The organism is Terrabacter sp. Ter38, assembly GCF_024519435.1.
In the GTDB taxonomy this organism is placed as follows: domain Bacteria; phylum Actinomycetota; class Actinomycetes; order Actinomycetales; family Dermatophilaceae; genus Terrabacter.
The window spans coordinates 122,598-141,658 of the sequence record NZ_JALJRZ010000007.1; the positions used below are offsets into that span (position 1 = coordinate 122,598).

At 70.7% G+C, this 19,061-nt stretch carries 16 protein-coding genes and 1 riboswitch; of the genes, 15 read left to right on the forward strand and 1 reads right to left on the reverse strand.

The window, feature by feature from the left end; translation table 11 throughout:
• Positions 1-20 precede the first annotated feature (20 nt).
• Positions 21-635, forward strand: coding sequence for a hypothetical protein (locus NR112_RS15340; RefSeq protein WP_256795175.1), 615 nt, complete (start codon positions 21-23; stop codon positions 633-635).
• Positions 632-3,322 (forward strand): hypothetical protein, encoded by a 2,691-nt coding sequence (locus tag NR112_RS15345; protein ID WP_256795176.1) that lies wholly within the window; start codon positions 632-634, stop codon positions 3,320-3,322. The genes NR112_RS15340 and NR112_RS15345 overlap by 4 nt, the downstream gene beginning before the upstream one ends.
• Before the next feature lie 133 nt (positions 3,323-3,455).
• On the opposite strand, the gene NR112_RS15350 is transcribed toward NR112_RS15345, so the two are convergent.
• Complete coding sequence (locus tag NR112_RS15350) at positions 3,456-4,277, reverse strand: class I SAM-dependent methyltransferase (protein ID WP_256795177.1); 822 nt, start codon at positions 4,275-4,277, stop codon at positions 3,456-3,458.
• A 172-nt stretch (positions 4,278-4,449) separates the two neighbouring features.
• Here NR112_RS15350 and rpsA point away from each other — a divergent pair, with 172 nt between their 5' ends.
• The 13 genes from rpsA to NR112_RS15410 all read left to right on the forward strand — a co-directional run bounded on the left by rpsA (position 4,450) and on the right by NR112_RS15410 (position 19,003).
• A complete protein-coding gene (gene rpsA, locus NR112_RS15355; protein ID WP_256795178.1) occupies positions 4,450-5,961 on the forward strand; it encodes a 30S ribosomal protein S1 in 1,512 nt (503 codons plus the stop codon).
• A gap of 284 nt (positions 5,962-6,245) precedes the next feature.
• Positions 6,246-6,358, forward strand: a riboswitch (SAM riboswitch).
• 33 nt (positions 6,359-6,391) lie between these two features.
• Entirely contained in the window at positions 6,392-6,475 is an 84-nt protein-coding gene (locus NR112_RS23205) for a putative leader peptide (protein WP_374512618.1), read from the forward strand.
• 158 nt (positions 6,476-6,633) lie between these two features.
• Complete coding sequence (locus NR112_RS22985) at positions 6,634-7,719, forward strand: amino acid ABC transporter permease (RefSeq protein ID WP_256795179.1); 1,086 nt, start codon at positions 6,634-6,636, stop codon at positions 7,717-7,719.
• Positions 7,716-8,477, forward strand: a complete 762-nt coding sequence (locus tag NR112_RS15365) for an amino acid ABC transporter ATP-binding protein (RefSeq protein WP_256795180.1) — start codon at positions 7,716-7,718, stop codon at positions 8,475-8,477. Before NR112_RS22985 ends, NR112_RS15365 begins: the two co-directional genes overlap by 4 nt.
• A 79-nt stretch (positions 8,478-8,556) precedes the next feature.
• A complete protein-coding gene (locus NR112_RS15370) occupies positions 8,557-9,561 on the forward strand; it encodes an ABC transporter substrate-binding protein (protein ID WP_256795181.1) in 1,005 nt (334 codons plus the stop codon).
• A 29-nt stretch (positions 9,562-9,590) separates the two neighbouring features.
• Positions 9,591-10,622 (forward strand): transporter substrate-binding domain-containing protein, encoded by a 1,032-nt coding sequence (locus NR112_RS15375; RefSeq protein ID WP_256795182.1) that lies wholly within the window; start codon positions 9,591-9,593, stop codon positions 10,620-10,622.
• Positions 10,623-10,631: 9 nt separating this feature from the next.
• Positions 10,632-11,804, forward strand: a complete 1,173-nt coding sequence (gene ssuE / locus NR112_RS15380) for an NADPH-dependent FMN reductase (protein WP_256795183.1) — start codon at positions 10,632-10,634, stop codon at positions 11,802-11,804.
• Positions 11,801-13,741, forward strand: coding sequence for an FAD/NAD(P)-binding protein (locus tag NR112_RS15385; RefSeq protein WP_256795184.1), 1,941 nt, complete (start codon positions 11,801-11,803; stop codon positions 13,739-13,741). The genes ssuE and NR112_RS15385 overlap by 4 nt, the downstream gene beginning before the upstream one ends.
• A complete protein-coding gene (locus NR112_RS15390; protein ID WP_256795185.1) occupies positions 13,731-14,867 on the forward strand; it encodes an LLM class flavin-dependent oxidoreductase in 1,137 nt (378 codons plus the stop codon). The genes NR112_RS15385 and NR112_RS15390 overlap by 11 nt, the downstream gene beginning before the upstream one ends.
• Positions 14,864-15,634, forward strand: coding sequence for a DUF1684 domain-containing protein (locus NR112_RS15395; RefSeq protein ID WP_256795186.1), 771 nt, complete (start codon positions 14,864-14,866; stop codon positions 15,632-15,634). The genes NR112_RS15390 and NR112_RS15395 overlap by 4 nt, the downstream gene beginning before the upstream one ends.
• A 170-nt stretch (positions 15,635-15,804) precedes the next feature.
• Positions 15,805-16,704 carry a carbohydrate ABC transporter permease gene (locus NR112_RS15400; protein WP_374512621.1) on the forward strand — a complete coding sequence of 300 codons (900 nt, stop codon included), beginning with the start codon at positions 15,805-15,807 and terminating at the stop codon, positions 16,702-16,704.
• Positions 16,701-17,633 (forward strand): carbohydrate ABC transporter permease, encoded by a 933-nt coding sequence (locus tag NR112_RS15405; protein WP_256795188.1) that lies wholly within the window; start codon positions 16,701-16,703, stop codon positions 17,631-17,633. Before NR112_RS15400 ends, NR112_RS15405 begins: the two co-directional genes overlap by 4 nt.
• 68 nt (positions 17,634-17,701) lie before the next feature.
• Positions 17,702-19,003, forward strand: coding sequence for an ABC transporter substrate-binding protein (locus NR112_RS15410; protein ID WP_256795189.1), 1,302 nt, complete (start codon positions 17,702-17,704; stop codon positions 19,001-19,003).
• The last annotated feature ends 58 nt before the right edge of the window (positions 19,004-19,061 follow it).

Here is a 19,061-nt window from a genome sequence, read left to right on the forward strand (position 1 = left end):
GCTTTTACTGTGAGGTGGACATGGTCAAGAGCCTGGTCACAGGTCTGTGTCTCGCCGTCTTTGCGGCGGTCATCATCGGACTGAGCAACCTGCTCGGTCTCGACCTCGAGCACGTCGCCCTTCTCGGCGCGGCTCTCGGCGGTGTGCTGGGGCTCGTCCCGCACCGTCCCGCCTGGGGCAAGGTGGCGGGTTTCCTCGCCGGCTTCCTCCTGGCCTGGCTCGGCTTCGCGCTGCGTGCCGCCGTCCTGCCTGACTCGTCCGCGGGGCGTGCCGTCGCCGCCTTCGTGGTCGTGGCGCTCATCGCCGTCGTGGCCGCGGTCAGCCGTGGTCGTCTCCCGCTGTGGAGCGGGCTCGTGGGTGCGGCCTCGATCGTCGGCGCCTACGAGTCCGTCTACACCAACGCGCCCTCGCAGTTCCTGACCGAGTCGCCGGCGGCTGCCACCACGGTGCTCCTTGCGGTGGGCCTGGGCTATCTCGCGACGAACCTGCTTGCGCCACAGTCGGAGCCGCACGCGTCTGCGCAGCCGGATCCGGCCATCGACGCGAGGCGTGCCGAGCGCGGCCAGCGCGGCCAGCGGGACGACTCCTCCAGCACCACAGACCTCGATGACCTCGTGAAGGGAGCAGCACAGTGAGCAAGCGGACCCTCGCCACGATCGTCGCCGGCCTGGCGACCATGCCCACCCTCCTGTTGCTGGCCGCGTCCCCGGCGGCTGCCGCCGGGGACGGCTCGGTGCAGGTCTCCAACACGGAGACGGTGCAGGCCTACCTCGACGCGACGGGCAAGGTGGACGTCGCACGCGTCTACGAGCAGGTGGCCATGAAGGGCCGCGGAACCGTCGAGCTGCAGAACCCCATCGAGACCCAGGGCCTGCGCAACCTCGACGGCTTCAGCGGGTTCGACGTCAAGGACGGCGTCATGACCGGCAGCTTCGACGTGGACGGTGAGCAGCAGCTGCGCACCGTCAGCGACTTCACGAGGAAGCTGCCGCTCGAGGTCCGGGCGGCCTACACCCTGGACGGCCGGCCCGTCGAGCCCGGTGACCTGCTCGGCCGCAGCGGCCGTCTCGAGGTCAGATACACGGTCAAGAACGTCACGGGCACCTCGCAGGTCGTCACCTTCGACGACGGGACGGGCAAGCAGGCATCGGCGACGGAGGACGTCGTCATCCCGATGGTGGGCTCGCTCACCACGACGCTGCCGGGCACCTTCACGAACGTCAGCTCGAAGGAGGCCAACCTCGCCGGTGACGGGCGCGGTGGCACCAAGCTGACCTTCACGATGACGCTCTTCGGCCCCATCGGCACGCCTACGGCAGCCTTCGGGTATGCCGCCGACATCGTGGACGGGACGCTGCCCAAGGCGTCCGTGTCCGCCCTCCCGGTCAGCCCGCTCGACAGCCCGTCCTTCAAGGGTGGCGCCGAGAGCTACAAGGGCGGTGCCACGACCGGTGCCACCCTGACAGCCGGTGCGACCGAGATCGACGCGAACCTCCTCAAGCTGCGTGACGGCGCGGGCACGCTCCTCGCGGGCCTGATCCAGCTGCGCGATGGTGCCAAGAAGCTCGACGCGGGGATGGGCGCCCAGGCGCTTCCCGGCTCGCGGGAGCTCGCCACGGGCGCGGGCCAGCTCAAGGACGGCACGTCCAAGCTCCGCGCGGGGGCGGGCGACGCGAAGGACGGCTCGGCCAAGCTGGCCGACGGGGCCAGTCAGGTCGCGGACGGGAACCAGCAGCTGGACGCGGGCGCACAGAAGCTGAGTGGAGGCGCCGCTCGCGTCGACGACGGCGCCGGCCAGGTGGCCGGTGGTCTGCACCTCGTGGGCGAGAATGCGCCGGCCCTGCTGGACGGCCTCGCGCAGGTGGCCGACGGTCTCGACCAGGTCGATGCCGGTCTCACCCAGCTCTACGACGGCATCGGCGGGCTGCCGGACCAGGCGAAGGCGCTGCACGCAGGCATCGCGAAGCTGCGGGCCGGGCTGGGCGACAAGGGCCAGACCGGAACCCTCATCGACGGCGTCGACCAGATCCGCGGCGGCCTGGCGGAGGCCACCAAGGACGGCGGCAGCCTCGACCAGCTCAAGGGTGGCGTCAACCAGTCCAAGGGCGGGGTCGACCAGTCCAAGGGTGGGGTCGACCAGTCCAAGGGTGGCGTGGACCAGGTCCGCTCCGGCCTCCAGGACGCCCTGAAGCCGGGCAGCGGCATCGACCAGCTCGACGGTGGAGTGGCGCTGGCCAAGACCACCGACTGTGGCGCGGTGTGCAAGGGGATCCTCGGGCAGGTGCAGGCAGGACTCGGCGACCTCCGGACGAAGACGACCGCCGCAGCCGGTGGGTTGGGATCGGTGTCGGACGGTCTGGGGCAGGTCTCCGGCGGCCTCGGTCAGGTGTCGACGGGCCTGGGGCAGGTCTCGGGTGGTCTGGGTCTGCTCAAGGGCAAGCTGAGCGACGCGGCCTTCGGGCTCGCCAAGGTCGAGTGCGGCCTGAGCAACGCGACGCTCAAGGGGATCTGTGATCCCACGGTGCCCGGTCTGCTCGAGGGCGCCGACCTCGTCGACGCCGGCGTGTCGACGCTCGTCGACGGCGTCGTCACGAAGGTCCAGGGCGGCATCGGCAGCCCGACCGACACGGCGAAGAACCGGACGCTGCGCGGGGGTGTCAACGACCTCCAGTACGGCGTGGACCTCCTCGGTCTCGGTGGCCTCGACCTGCTCGACGCCATCGACCAGCTCACCGTCGGGGCCGACCAGGTGCACGGCGGCACGTCGCAGGTCTCCCAGGGCGCCAAGGACCTCGGTGCGGGCGCTTCGAAGCTCGCCGACGGCTCGAGCCAGGTCGCCACGGGTGCGGGTCAGCTCGATGCCGGCGTCGGCAAGCTCGCGGACGGAGCGGGGCAGCTCGACGACGGCGCGGGCAAGCTCAGTGACGGCGCCGGTCAGCTGTCCGACGGTCTTGCCGACGCGGCGGACGGCACGAGCCAGCTCGCCGCCGGCCTGACCGACGCCGCGGCCGGCGCGCCACAGCTCAAGGACGGCGCGCAGCGTCTCTCCGACGAGGGCACGAAGAAGCTCGTCGCGGCCGGCAAGGCCACCGCGGCGGACTACGGCGAGAAGTACGCGGTCATCGAGGTCGGTGCCCAGCGGGCGAAGGCCGAGGGGATGGCGTACGGGGCCCCCGCGGGTGCCATGGGCGCCACGGCGTACTCCTACGAGCTCGCCGGTGTCGATGGGCAGGCCTCGGCGAACCTGGGTCGGACCGCGGCTGCAGCCGCTGTGTTCGGCCTCGCCGGAGGCGCGGTCCTGCTGCGGCGCCGCTTCCCCTGACGGCAGTGTGACGACGGCGGCCACGGATCCCTCGGGTCCGTGGCCGCCGCCGTGTCGGGACGCCCTCGTGTAGGGACGCCCTCGTGTCGGGACGCCCTCGTGTCGGGACGCCGTCGTCGCCGGGCCGAAGCCGTCAGGCGGGCTTGTGGCACACGAAGATCGCCGTGCCGGGAATGACGCGCCCGCGCAACGGAGACCATCCGCCCCACGGCTCGTCGTGTCCCTCCGGCCACTCAGGCTCGACGAGGTCGACGAGGACGAGCCCGGCCGCGGTGATCTCCCGCACCCGGTCGCCCACCGTCCGGTGGTGCTCGACGTAGGTCGCGTGGCCCTCGTCGTCCTGCTCGACGTAGGGCGTGCGGTCGAAGTAGGAGTGGCGCGCCGTCAGGCCGGCGGGCCCGGGGTCGTCGGGGAACGCCCAGCGCACCGGATGGGTCGTCGAGAAGACGAAGTGCCCACCGGGGCGCAGCACGCGGGCAGCCTCCGCCATGACGACGTCGGAGTCCGCGACGAAGGGCACGACGCCGTATGCCGTGAAGACGGTATCGAAGGACGCGTCGGCGAAGGGGAGGGCGCGTCCGTCGCACTGGGCGAAGGGCACGGGCGTCGCCGCGTCCGGGCCGTCGCCGAGTGCCGCGTTGACGGCCATGCCCGTCGCGACCATGCCGGCCGACAGGTCCGTGGCCACGACGGTGGCGCCGTGGGCCGCGAGCCAGCGGGAGCACTGCCCCGAGCCGGCGCCGATCTCGAGGACGACCTGGCCGGCCGGGTCCCCGAGCAGCCGCGCATCCTCCTCGCGCAACCGCTCCGGCCCCCAGACGAAGTCCGTGTCGCCGAGGAACGACCCGTGCTCGACGTAGTACGACGCCGCCTCCCCGTCCCACCAGGTGCGGTTCGCGGCGGCCGTCTCGTCCGGGGGAGCGGGACGACGGGTGGCCTCGGTGGGCGTGCTCACGGCATACGTGCTCTCTTTTGACCGGCTGGTGACAGCGCGGATAGGATTGCCGAGCACATCCGTGTGCGCACGATCAATGTTGCACCTGTCCACAAGGCTTCGAGACGCAGACCGTCAGGTCCGCCGCCACGAGGTCCCCAATCTAACTGTCCACAATCGGAGTTCCTACTACATGACTGCCAACACGGTCGAGAAGACCGCGCCTGAGATCGCCATCAACGACATCGGCTCTCAGGAAGACATCCTTGCGGCGATCGACGCCACCATCAAGGACTTCAACGACGGCGACATCGTCGAGGGTCGCATCGTCAAGGTCGACCGGGACGAGGTCCTGCTCGACATCGGATACAAGACCGAGGGCGTCATCCCCTCGCGCGAGCTGTCCATCAAGCACGACGTCGACCCGGGCGAGATCGTCAAGGTCGGTGACGAGGTCGAGGCCCTCGTCCTCCAGAAGGAGGACAAGGAAGGCCGTCTGATCCTGTCCAAGAAGCGTGCGCAGTACGAGCGCGCCTGGGGCACGATCGAGAAGGTCAAGGAGGAGGACGGCGTCGTCACCGGCACCGTCATCGAGGTCGTCAAGGGTGGTCTCATCCTCGACATCGGCCTCCGCGGCTTCCTGCCCGCCTCGCTCGTCGAGATGCGCCGTGTCCGCGACCTCCAGCCGTACGTCGGCAAGGAGATCGAGGCCAAGATCATCGAGCTCGACAAGAACCGCAACAACGTGGTCCTGTCGCGCCGTGCCTGGCTCGAGCAGACGCAGTCCGAGGTGCGCACGACGTTCCTCAAGGAGCTCCAGAAGGGCCAGGTCCGTTCGGGCGTCGTGTCCTCCATCGTCAACTTCGGTGCGTTCGTGGACCTCGGCGGCGTCGACGGTCTCGTCCACGTCTCCGAGCTGTCGTGGAAGCACATCGACCACCCGTCCGAGGTCGTCGAGGTCGGCACCGAGGTCACCGTCGAGGTGCTCGACGTCGACATGGACCGTGAGCGTGTCTCCCTGTCGCTGAAGGCGACGCAGGAGGACCCGTGGCAGCACTTCGCTCGCACGCACGCCATCGGCCAGGTCGTCCCCGGCAAGGTCACCAAGCTCGTCCCGTTCGGTGCGTTCGTGCGCGTCGAGGACGGCATCGAGGGCCTCGTCCACATCTCCGAGCTGGCCGAGCGCCACGTGGAGCTGCCGGAGCAGGTCGTCAACGTCGGCGACGAGATCTTCGTCAAGGTCATCGACATCGACCTCGAGCGCCGTCGCATCTCGCTGTCGCTCAAGCAGGCCAACGACCAGGCCGTCGCTGCGTCGGAGTTCGACCCGACGCTCTACGGCATGGCCGCCGAGTACGACGAGCAGGGCAACTACAAGTACCCCGAGGGCTTCGACTCGGAGACGAACGAGTGGCTCGAGGGCTTCGACGCCCAGCGTGAGAAGTGGGAGCGTCAGTACGCCGACGCCCACGCTCGCTGGGAGGCCCACAAGGCCCAGGTCGACGCCGCGACGAAGGCCGACGCCGAGGCTGCGGCCAACGCCGGCTCCGCGACGTCGTACTCGTCCGCGACCGGTGACGTGGCCGAGGCCGCTGACGCCGACCGTGGCGAGCGCGCCCCGCGCAACGCCCCGGCACCCGTCGAGGGCACCCTGGCCTCGGACGAGGCGCTCGCCGCGCTTCGCGAGAAGCTGACGGGCAACTGACGCTAGTCACTGCTCGGAGCGACCCGCTCTGAAAGAGCCCCGGACCCCAGTGGTCCGGGGCTCTTTCGCGCCCCGCGTCTCAGGATGCAAGAAGGCTAAGAACTCATTTCCGACTGAATCACTAGGAATTAAGAGTTGGACGAGAGCGTCGTGGCCCGCGAATTACCTTGCGGCACAGACAAACCGGTGTCGTTGGGTGTGGTGGAAGGGCCCGGCGCACCGAGGAGAAAGCACGCATTTCGACGATTGACGGGCTGCCCAGCGCCTTCGTAGTGTCGTCGACAGGTCAAGAGTTCCAGCCTCAAGCCCCGGCTCGCTGGACAGCAACCCTCCACCGCGGCGGGGTGCTCCGGGTGAGGACCAGGCCGTCGCCAGCAGGCGACGGCAAGCGCGGGCTCGACGTGGTCGGGTCCAGGACCGAGGAGCCGACATGGCGCGCACGACGAGCACCCGCCTGGTGCTCCGCCGCCACGTCGACCTGCTCCGCGTGTCCAGCGCGCTCTGTCGTCCCTGACGACGTCCTGGCCGCCGAGACCTCGGTCGGCCGGTCGGTGCCCGTGGCGCAGCGGTGACCCCGCAGCGCCCGGTCGCCAGCACGCACCCCCGCAGCCGCCGCCGCACCCTGCCACCCGTCCGGTGGCGGGTGCCGAGCCATCCTTCCAGGAGCCTCACGTGCCATCCCTCTCCACGGTCCGGCGCTCAGCGCCGCCGACCACCACAGCGTCACCGTCCTCCTCGGCGCCTCCGGCCGCTGAGCCCACGCGGCCGCCGGCCGCGTCGATCTCCGCCACCTCGGCTGCCTCGGAGCCGGCAGCCCACTCGGTCCCGCTCTCCGGAGGCGGGGCCGTCCTCACCGTCGTCCCGCGGCGCAACCGCTGGACCTGGGTCGGCGTCGCCGGTGTCGGACTGCTCGTGGCGATGTTCGTCAACGGCCTCGTCACCAACCCCGGTTGGGACTGGCCCACCTTCGGTCGCTACTTCGCGACCGAGACGGTCGTCCGGGCCCTCGGCACGACGATCCAGCTCACGGTCCTCGGGACCGTGGCCGGCTTCGCCCTGGGGCTCGTCCTCGCGGCGATGCGTCTCTCGTCCAACGCGTTCCTGCGGACCGTGGCGTGGGCCTACATCTGGGCGTTCCGGTCGATCCCGCTCATCGTGCAGCTGCTCTTCTGGTTCAACATCGCCTACCTCTACCAGACCATCAGCGTCGGCGTCCCGTTCGGCCCGTCCTTCGCCAGCGTCGAGACCAACGACCTCCTCGGGGCCCTCGGCGCGGCCGTGCTCGGCCTCGCCCTGCACCAGGCGGCCTACGCGGCGGAGATCATCCGCGGAGGCATCCTCTCCGTCGACGAGGGGCAGCGCGAAGCGGCATCGGCGCTGGGCATCCCGCGGCGCCGTCAGCTCACGAGGATCGTGCTGCCGCAGGCGATGCGCTCGATCCTGCCCAACGCGGCCAACGAGGTGATCAGCCTCTTCAAGGGCACCTCGATCGTCTCGGTCCTCGCGATCCCGGAGCTCTTCTACCAGGTCCAGGTCATCTACGGCCGCAACTCCCGGGTCGTGCCGCTGCTGCTCGTGGCGACCGTCTGGTACATCATCCTCACGACGCTCCTGTCCATCGGGCAGTACTACGTCGAGCGGCACTTCGCCCGAGGCAGTGCGCGGTCCCTGCCGCCCACACCGCTCCAGCGGCTCCGGGCCCGGTGGGCCGGCATCGCGACCCAGGCAGCGCGACGTCCCGAGGCGGTCGGCCGGTGACCGCCGCCGTCGACCTCCGCGGCGTCACGAAGTCGTTCGGGGCCCACCGGGTGCTCGACGACGTCGACCTCGAACTGGCCGAGGGCACCGTCACGGTCGTCCTCGGACCGTCGGGGTCGGGCAAGTCCACGCTGCTGCGCACCATCAACCACCTCGAGAAGATCGACCGGGGCCAGGTCCGGGTCAACGGCACGCTCATCGGCTACCGCCGGGTGGGCGACCGCCTGCACGAGCTGCCCGAGCGCGACATCCTGCGCCAGCGCAGCCGCATCGGCTTCGTCTTCCAGCAGTTCAACCTCTTCCCGCACCTCACCGTGCTCGAGAACGTCGTCGAGGCACCGGTGTCGGCGCAGCACCGCAAGCGCTCCGAGGTCGAGGTCGAGGCCAGGACGCTCCTGGAGCGAGTCGGTCTGGCGGACAAGGCTGCTGCCTACCCGCGCCAGCTCTCCGGTGGTCAGCAGCAGCGGGTCGCCATCGCCCGTGCCCTCGCGCTGCAGCCCGACGTCATCCTCTTCGACGAGCCGACCTCGGCCCTCGACCCCGAGCTCGTCGGCGAGGTCCTCGCCGTCATCAAGGAGCTGGCCCGCGACGGGGCCACTCTCGTCGTCGTGACGCACGAGGTCGGCTTCGCCCGCGAGGTCGCCGACACCGTCGTCTTCCTCGACGGCGGGCGCGTCGTCGAGCAGGGACCGCCCGAGCAGGTCATCGACCACCCCACCCACGAACGCACCCGAGCCTTCCTCGACCGCGTCCTCTGACGCCACCACCGACCACCCACACCCCAGGCCGCACCGGCCATCCATGACTCGCACCCTCCGGGTGCCGAGAGGAGTCCTCATGCCCACACGTCCCCACGCCGTCCACCGCCCGACGACGTATGCCGTCACCGTCCTCGCGGTCGCCACCGCCGTCGCGCTCTCCGCCTGCTCCGGAGCAGCCGAGGCCAGCTCGGGCGGTCCGGCCGGCTCGACCGCGCAGGCGGGCCCGGCCGTCAACACCTCGCCGGACCAGAAGCGGATCACGGCCACCAAGGACGAGAAGGCCGCGGCCCTGCTGCCGGCGGCCGTCCGAGAGCGGGGCACCATCACGGCCGCCAACGCCGGGGCGGGTGGGGGCACGCCTCCGCTGGTCTTCACGGCCGACGACGACAAGACCGTCATCGGCGTCGAGGTCGACCTCGCGCACCTGTTCGCCGACAAGCTGGGACTCAGGGTCGAGACGCCGGCGACCAGCTGGGAGAACGTCTTCCTCGGCATCGACTCAGGTCGCTACGACGTCGCCCTGACCAACGTCACGGTCACGGAGGAACGCAAGGAGAAGTACGACTTCGCCACGTACCGCAAGGACGACCTCGCCTTCGAGGCGCCCACGGGTGGCACCTGGAAGGTCACGAGCGGCAAGGACATCGCCGGCAAGACCATCGCCGTCGGTTCCGGCACCAACCAGGAGAAGATCCTGCTCGACTGGAACGAGGCCAACGTCGAGGCGGGCCTCGCGCCCGCCGAGGTGAAGTACTTCCAGTCGCAGACGGACTACTACCTGGCCCTGGCGTCGCACCGGATCGACGCGTACTTCGGACCGAACCCGAGCGTCGCCTACCACGTCGCCACGGCCGGCCAGACCGAGGCCATCGGCCACTTCTCGGGCGCCGGTGACTCCCTCCAGGGACTCATCGCCGTGCTGACGAAGAAGGGCTCCGGTCTCGCCGCGCCCTATGCCGCCGCCATCAACTCGGCGATCGCCGACGGCAGCTACGCGAAGGTGCTCCAGCGCTGGAACCTCAGCACAGAGGGCCTCGCGAAGTCCGAGATCAACCCGCCCGGCCTGCCCAAGACCGACTGAGCCCCCCACGAACCAGGAGACGAATCGCCATGCACCACAGCCAGACCCATGCACCTGCTCGTCGCCGGGCAGTCGTCGTCGCGACCGCCGTCCTGTCGACCGTCGGTGGGCTCGGAGCCTGCGCCGACCCGGTCGGCACCGGGACGACGCGGGTGGACCCCACGTCTCTCGGCGACTCGAAGGTCCTTCCGGTCTCCTTCGACACCTCGGCCCACGCGAAGCGCCCGGCGGGCACCCTGCACCCGGAGATCGCCGCCACCCTGCCGGCCGACGTCAGGGCCAGGGGCACCCTGGTCATCGGCAGCGGCGGCTCCGGCGGCGGCATACCTCCTCTGGCGTTCACGGCGGACGACAACAAGACCCCGATCGGGGTGGAGGTCGACGTGGCCCACCTCGTCGCGGACGTCCTCGGTCTCGCGCCCGACGTCCGGACGACGAGCTGGGAGAACCTCTTCATCGGCGTGGACTCGGGCACGTACCAGGTCGCGATCTCCAACGTCGGCGTCTCGGAGGAGCGCAAGGAGAAGTACGACTTCGCGACGTACCGGCTCGGGCTGCACGCGTTCGAGGCGAAGAAGGGCTCGACGCTCCACGTGCGGGGTCCTGCCGACATCGCGGGCCAGAAGGTGGCCGTCGGATCGGGCACCCTGCAGGAGGCGATCCTGCTGCGCTGGAACGAGGCGAACGAGAAGGCCGGCCGAGCACCGGCCGAGCTCGTCTACTACCAGGGCGCGACGGAGTACTACCTCGCCCTCGACTCCGGACGCATCGACCTCTACCTCGGCCCGAACCCCACGGCGACGTACCACGTCGTCACGGCCGGGAAGACGCAGATCGTCGGCACCGTGTCGTCGAGCTTCCCGATCCCCGGGAAGGTCGGGGTCCTGACGAAGAGGGGCAACGGCCTGGCCAAGCCCGTCTCCGACGCCATCAACGCCGCCATCGCGGACGGCAGCTACGGCAAGGTCCTCGCGCGTTGGGGCCTGACCGCCGAGGCGGTCCCGGCCTCCGAGGTCAACCCCGCAGGGCTGCCCAAGCCGACCGAGACCTCGGACCAGTGAGGGACTGACATGGCCACCATCGTCACCCTCGCCTCGAGCCCGTCCGCGGCGTCCCGCACGGACGCCGTCCTCGGCCACATCGAACGCCGCCTCACCGTGCGCGGTCACGTCGTCCAGCGTGTCGTCATCCGTGACCTGCCCGCTGAGGCGCTGCTGCGCGCCGACGTATCGGATCCGCGGATCGCCGCGGTCGTCGCGCAGATCGACGCGGCGGACGCCGTCGTCGTCACGACCCCCGTCTACAAGGCGGCCTACACCGGACTGCTCAAGACGCTGCTCGACGTGCTCCCGCAGTACGCGTTGCGTGGCAAGTCGGTGCTGCCCGTCGCCACCGGCGGCAGCGCGGCGCACGTCCTCGCCGTCGACTACGCGCTGCGCCCGGTCCTCGTGTCGCTCGGCGCCGAGCACGTCACCCAGGGCTGGTTCGTCCTGGCGTCCGACGTGCAGGTCTTCCCGTCCGACGGGGGCGTGCTGCTCTCGGAGGCCGCGTCCCGAGCCCTTCACCAGGTGACGGAGTCGTTCCTGTCGCACGTCGCACGGCACCGCCGCGACGAGTCGCCCGCCCTCGACGACGACGTCGTGCTGCGGGTGTCCCCGCACGACGACGTCGCGGCCCCGTTGCTCGAGGACCTCGTCGTCGAGTACGGCACGCGCTACGGCCTGTCGACGCCGCACACCCAGCTGACGGAGGTCCCGGTCAGCGACTTCGAGGGACCCCAGGGGGCGTTCGTCGTCATCCTCCGTGGCGGGCAGACGATCGCCGGCGGCGCGATCCGCCGCTACGACGAGCAGACGGCCGAGGTGAAGCGGGTCTGGACCAACGCACAGTTCCGGCGGCAGGGCCTCGCCCGCCGCGTCCTGCTCGAGCTCGAGAAGGCCGCGGCGGCCCTGGGCTATCGGAGGATCCACCTCACCACGGGTCCGCGCCAGCCGGAGGCCCGTGCCCTCTACCTCGCGGCCGGCTACGTGCCGGCCTTCGACCTGCACGGCGACCCGGAGTCGATCGGCCCACACGCCTTCGACAAGGAGCTGCCTGCCGGGACCGTCCGATCCGCCTCAGCCGCAGGGGTATCGGACCGCGCCATCGTGGATGGCGCTGCGGTCGCCGCGGCCGTCGGAGCGACCGCGGCGACGGTGGAGGCCGCGGGTCTGCGCTCCTACCCGGACTGGGGTGCGGCGTGACCGACCGACGGGTCATCGTCGTCGGCGCCGGACCACGTGCGCTGGGCCTCGTCGAGCGCATCGGCGCCAACGCCGGCGTGGTGGGCCGCCCGAGAGAGCGGGTGGAGGTGCACGTCGTGGACCCGCACCCGCCGGGCGGCGGCCGCATCTGGCGGTCGGCCCAGTCGCCCCTGCTCTGGATGAACTCCGAGGCGCAGGACGTCACGGTCTTCACCGACGCGTCCGTCACCTGCGAAGGCCCGGTCGTGCCCGGGCCGTCCCTCGCCGAGTGGGCGGCCGGTCCGGACGCGAGCGCGGCCGCCTTGGCCCTGTCGGCGCGTGACTTCGCGCCGCGCGTCGTCCAGGCCGACTACCTCGAGTGGGCCTGGCGACGAGTCGTCTCGACCCTGCCGGAGCACGTCACCGTCCACGTCCATGCGGACCGGGCCGTCGAGCTGCACGGGGCCGACGCCGAGGGGGGTCACCAGCGGGTCACCCTCGCCCGTGGTGCGGTGCTCGAGGGCGACCTCGTCGTGCTCGCCCAGGGCTATCTCGACCAGGCGCCCGGGCCGGACGAGCAGCGGCTGCTCGACGAGGCAGCGTCACACGGGCTCACCTACGTCCCGCCGGGTCACACGGCCGACCTCGACCTCGAGGGCCTGCGTCCGGGCGAGCCCGTCGTCGTCCGCGGCATGGGTCTGGCCTTCATCGACCTCGTCGTCCTCCTCGGCGAGGGCCGCGGCGGGACGTTCACCGGCGAGGGCACGCAGCTGACCTACCACCCGAGCGGGCGCGAGCCGGTCCTGCACGTCGGCTCCCGTCGTGGCGTGCCGTACCACGCCAAGCTCGGCTACGAGGTGCGAGCGCCCGCCTCCGGACCGGCCTCCCTGCGACACCTGACCCGTGAGCGCCTCACAGCCCTCGGCGGGGGCACTGCGGCCCTGGACTACCGCACCCAGGTCTGGCCACTCGTCGTGCTCGAGCTGGCGGTGGCGCACTACCGGCGGCTCTTCGAGGCCCATCCCGAGCGGACCCGCGGCACCTTCGAGGCGCTCGAGCGCGCCCTGGTCACGGCCGACGCCACCAGCGGTGAGCTCGCAGCCGTCGCCCTGACGCACCTCGCGAACCCCGAGGACGTCTTCGACATCGAGCGGATCGACCGCCCTCTCCGCGCAGTCACCGACCACGCCACGCGGCCTGCCGACGTCGAGCGCGTCGTCGCCGAATACATCCGCCTCGACGTCGTCCGGCGCGCCGACCCGTCGCGGTCTAGCGACCGTGCCGTCTTCGACACGCTCCTCGGGGTGTATGCCGCCCTGGCGGAGCTCGTCGTCTCGGGGCGCCTCCTCGACGACGACCGGGTTCGCCACGTCGAGGGCCACTTCCACGGCCTCTTCTCGTTCCTCGCGAGCGGGCCGCCGCCTCGGCGACTCACCGAGCTGCTCGCGCTGCACCGAGCCGGCGTCGTCCGCTTCCTCGGCCCCGACCTCGAGCTCGGGATCGAGGACGGTGCCTTCGTCGGGAGGTCCGGAGACCGCGTGGTCCGGGCGCATGCCGCCGTGGACGCACGCCTGCCCCGCCCCGACAGCTCCCTCGTCACCGACCCCCTCGTCGCCGGGCTGCTGGCCCGGCGCGAGCTGCGCTCGCAACCCGCCATGGGCGCCGACGGAACAGCCCTCGGTGCGGGGCAGCTCGTCGCCGATCCCAGAGCGCGCGCCGTCCGCGCTGACGGCACCGTGCACCCCCGCCGGTACCTCCTCGGGCCCGCCGTGTCGGGCTCTGCCGGTGCTGGGGGCTTCTCCCGCCCTCGCTTCAACGGGCCCGGCTTCCGCCAGAACGACGCCGTCGCCCGCGACCTGCTCACCGTCGCCGTCAGCGACCGTGCCACCGCCCGCCTCCGACTTGCCCCGCCCGCAGTTCCGACCACGAGAGACAAGGACCACCGCCATGCCAGTTGAGTTCCTCGGCATCGCCGCCAACCACGACGGCACGGAGACGAGGGCCCGCAGCGCCGGCGCCCTCGACCTCCCGTATGCCGTCAAGCTCGCCCGAGCCCACGAGGACAACGGGTGGGACCGCGTCCTCTTCGCGTACCACTCCGGCTCGCCCGACCCCGCCCTGGTCGCCGCGCACGTGGCGGCCCACACCGAGCGGCTCAACCTCGTCGTGGCTCACCGGCCCAACACCGCCTACCCGACGCTGACGGCCAAGACCTTCGCCACGCTCGACCACATCAGCACGGGCCGTTTCGAGGTCCACGTCATCACCGGCGGCAGCACCGCGGACCAGGCCGCCGAGGGTGACCACCTCGGCAAGGACGCGCGCTACGCCCGCACCCGGGAGTTCATCCAGATCCTCAAGCAGGCGTGGACGAGCGACGAGCCGTTCGACTTCGACGGTGAGCACTACCGGTTCGAGAACTTCCTCGCTGACATCAAGCCGCTCCAGACCCCGCGCCCACGGATCTCTTTCGGCGGGTCGAGCCCGGCGGCATACGCCGTCGGGGCGCAGGAGGCGGACGTCTTCGCGCTCTGGGGCGAGCCGCTCGCCGGGACGGCGGAGCAGATCGAGACGATCCGCGCCGCTGCCGCGGCAGCCGGGCGGCCTCTCCCGACGGTCCAGGTCGCCTTCCGACCGATCCTCGGCGCCACGGACGAGCTGGCCTGGGAGAAGGCCGAGCGCACGCTCGGCGACATCCGTGCGCACCAGGCCGCGGGCGAGTCCGCCTCGCGGGGCCGACTGCGCCGCAGCGGGTCCCAGCCCGAGAACGCAGGCTCGCAACGCCTGCTCGCGGCCGCGGAGGCGGGGGAGCGCCACGACCGCGCCCTCTGGACCGCGACGTCCGCCGCGACCGGAGGCGGAGGCAACTCCACGGCCCTCGTCGGCACGCCCGAGACCGTCGCCGCGGCGCTGCTCGACTACTACGACCTCGGGGTGCGGATCTTCTCGGCCCGGGGCTACCACCTCTACGACGACGCCGTGGACGTCGGGCGGCACGTCATCCCGCTCGTGCGCGAGGAGGTCGCGCGTCGGGAGGCAGCGACCGCCGCCACGACGCCGGCCGACCGCGAGGCCGTCGCATGAGCACCCGGGACGAGTGGCTCGCGTGGCGTGCTGCTCGCGAGCGCGATCTCGCGAAGGAGCACGGCTGGCTCTCGCTGACCGGCTTCGCCTGGCTGCCGGACCGCCGGACGAGCCTGCCCGGCCTGCCGGGCCGGTGGTGGGCCGACGGCTCGGGTGCGAACGTCGAAGCGACCGCGAGCGAGGGCCTGAGCATCGACGGCGAGCCCATCGCCGGGTGGGCCTCTGCGGACGTCGAGGAGGCAGGGTCGCGGCTGTGGGTGCGGCACGGCGAGCGCATCGTCGAGCTGCTCCGGAGGGGAGGCCGGCTCGCGGTGCGTACCCGAGACCCGCGGGCCACGACGCGCCAGAAGTTCGACGGCGTGCCGACGTGGGAGCACGATCCGGACTGGGTGCGCCCGGGACGGTTCACGGCCGCAGACCCCCCGGCGCGGGTGGAGGTGCGCTCCGCCCGTCATGACCTCGTCCAGCACACCACGGTCGTCGGCACCGTCGACGTCGACATCGACGGTGTGCGGCACCGTCTCAGCGCGGTCGGCGCAGGAGAGGGCCTCGGACTCCTCTTCCACGACGCGACGAACGGCTCGCTCTCGGCGCCCTGGCGCACCGTCACGACGTCGCCCCCGGACCTCGACGGCAACGTCGTCGTCGACTTCAACCGGGCCGTCAACCTCCCGTTCGCCTTCACCGCGTACGGCACGTGTCCGGGACCGGTGACGGGCAACCGGATCGCCGTGCCCGTCACTGCCGGTGAGAAGCGCCCGGCGTGAGGTCCTGCACGGACACGTGTGCTCGTCGCGACAGGAGTTCAGACACGTGTTGAATGCCTGACGCACCAAAGCCGCAATCGGTGCATCCCCGCGGCTAGGTTTGCCGGGTGCAGTCATCGGTGACCCAGCCCCAGAGCGCCACGCCCGGGTCCGGGGGACCCCCGCCCGAGGTGGGGCCACCCCCGCGACGGTCGAGCGGTCGGGCGTGGGAGTGGTCGCTCGCGGCCCTCCTGCTGCTGCCCAACCTCCTGCTGCTCATCGTCTTCACGTACCGTCCGCTGCTCGACAACATCAGGCTGTCGTTCACCGACTGGAACATCTCCTCGCCCATCGCCAACCCCGTGGGCCTGTCGAACTACATCGAGTGGTTCGGCCGTGACGACACGAAGATCATCGTGCGCAACACGCTCGTCTTCACCATCGCCACGGTCGGCATCTCGATGGCGGTCGGGCTCGGTCTCGCGCTGCTGCTGGACCAGAAGCTCAGGGGGCGCAACCTCGTCCGCTCCATCGTCTTCGCGCCCTTCGTCATCTCCGGCGCGGCCATCGGCATCGCGTTCCAGTTCGTCTTCGACCCGCAGTTCGGCCTCGTCCGTGACCTGCTCGCGCGGATCGGGGTCGCCTCGCCGGACTTCTACCAGGAGCCCGGCTGGGCGCTGTTCATGGTGACCGTCACCTACATCTGGAAGAACCTCGGCTACACCTTCGTCATCTACCTGGCCGCGCTGCAGGGCCGGCGCGCCGACCTCGACGAGGCGGCCGAGATCGACGGCGCCACGGCGTGGACGCGCTTTCGTCGCGTCCTGATGCCCCAGCTGCGCCCGACGACGTTCTTCCTGTCGATCACGGTGCTGCTCAGCTCGGTCCAGGTCTTCGACATCATCAACGTCATGACACGTGGCGGTCCGCAGGGCAACGGCACGACCACGCTCGTCTACCAGGTCTACCAGGAGACGTTCGTCAACCAGCGCGCCGGCTACGGTGCCACCGTCGCCACCATCATGTTCGTCATCCTGCTCGTCGTCACGGTCGTCCAGGTGCGCTTCATGGACAGGGGGAAGCAGGCATGAGCACGCCGACCATCGTGGGGTCCCTCGACGACGAGCAGCTCCCGCAGACGGCCCGGCGCGGCAGGCGGCGGCGTGCGTCGCACCACGCCGAGGCGTCGACGCACCACCGCGGGCCCCTCTGGACCGCGGCGGGCTACGCCGGCATGGTCCTCGTCGTCCTCGTCATCGCCGTGCCGCTCTTCTGGATCCTGCTCACCTCGTTCAAGGAACGGGGTGACATCTACGTCCGGCCGGCCCAGTGGTGGCCGGACCCCGTGACGGGGCAGAACTACCGGGAGCTGACGACCCGCATCCCGTTCTTCGACTACGTCCGCAACTCGGTCATCATCACGTCGGCGACCTCGGTCGCCAAGATCGTGCTCGGCGTCATCAGCGCGTACGCCCTCTCGCTGCTGCGCTTCCCGGGACGCTCGGTCGTCTTCCTCGTCGTCATCGCGGCGCTCATGGTGCCCAACCAGATCACGGTGATCAGCAACTACGCCCTCGTCGCCCAGCTCGGCTGGCGCAACACCTTCCAGGGCATCATCATCCCGCTCGCGGGCGTCGCCTTCGGCACGTTCCTCATGCGCAACCAGTTCCTCAGCCTGCCCGGCGAGATCATCGAGGCCGCGCGCCTCGACGGCGCCGGGCCGATGAAGCTGCTCTGGCGCGTCGTCATGCCGATGTCGTGGCCGACCCTCGTGGCCTTCGCACTCATCACCGTGGTCAACGAGTGGAACGAGTACCTCTGGCCCTTCCTGATGTCCGACGACGAGTCGACGGCGCCGTTGCCGGTCGGCCTGACGTTCCTCCAGAACAATGACGGCGTCACGAACTGGGGGCCGGTCATGGCGGGCACCGTGCTGGCCATGCTGCCGATCCTCGTCCTCTTCCTCTTCCTCCAGCGACAGATGATCAAGGGGCTCACGGCGGGGGCCGTGAAGAGCTGAGCCTCGCTCTGCCGCCTGCCGATCCATCCTCACGACCCCACCCACCACCACAGGGAAAGGCACCATCCATGAACGAGTTCTCACGTCGAGGCTTCCTCGGCCTCGCCGGCGCGGCCGGCGTCGCCGGTCTTGCGGCCTGCGCGGGCACCGGCACGTCCCCGACGACGGGCGGCGGCGGCGGCTCGAGCAACACCATCGAGTTCTGGAGCAACCACCCCGGCAACAGCAAGCCGGTCGAGCAGGAGATCATCAAGGCCTTCGAGGCGGCCAACTCGGGCCTCAAGGTCAAGCTCGTCGACGCCGGCAAGAACTACGAGGAGGTCGCGCAGAAGTTCAACGCCTCGCTCGCCGGCGGCTCGCTGCCCGACGTCGTCGTCGTCTCGGACGTCACGTGGTTCAACTTCGCGCTCAACAAGCAGCTGAGCCCGCTCGACGATCTGCTGTCGTCAGCGAAGATCGAGACGAGCGACTACGTCGACGCGCTCTACAACGACTACAACCTCGACGACAAGCACTACGCGCTGCCGTACTCGCGGTCGACGCCGCTCTTCTACTACAACAAGGACCTCTGGAAGGCGGCGGGTCTCGAGGACCGCGGCCCGAAGGACTGGGACGAGTTCCTCACGTGGGCACCGAAGCTCAAGGCGGCGGCCGGCTCCGACAAGATCGTCATGGAGCTGCCCGACGGCTCGAACTACCTCGACTGGGTCTTCCAGAACATGGTGTGGGGCTACGGCGGTGCCTACTCGAAGGAGTGGACGCCGACGTTCTCGGACCCCAACACGGTCAAGGCCGGGACCTACCTGCAGAACCTCGCCAAGGACGGCTACCTCAAGCTGTCCAAGGACCCCGCGCCCGACTTCACCGCCGGCATCGTGGCCTGCAGCATGATGTCGACGGGTTCGCTCGGTGGCGTGGCCAAGGACGCGAAGTTCCCCGTTGGCACCGCCTTCCTGCCCGGTGACGGCAACTGTCCCACCGGTGGTGCGGGCGTCGGCATCCCGGCGACGATCTCGGACGACCGCAAGAAGAACGCGTTGAAGTTCATCGAGTTCCTCACCAACGCGCAGAACACCGTGACGTTCACGCAGGCGACCGGTTACATGCCGGTGCGGAAGTCGGCCGTGGACCTGCCGGAGGAGAAGGCGTTCCTCGAGAAGAACCCGAACGCGAAGACGGCCATCGAGCAGCTGCCCAAGACGCGGTCGCAGGACAACGCCCGCGTGCTGCTGCCCGGTGGCGGCGCCCGCATCGGCAAGGGGCTCGACCAGATCGTCCAGGGCCAGGACGTCGCGACCGTCTTCAAGGGTCTCGACGCCGAGAGCCAGCAGGTGTTCGACTCGCAGATCAAGAGCAAGCTCGGCGCCTGACGCGCCACTCACCACCCGGTCGTATGCCGTCCGGCGAGGCCTGCACGGACCCGCCGGA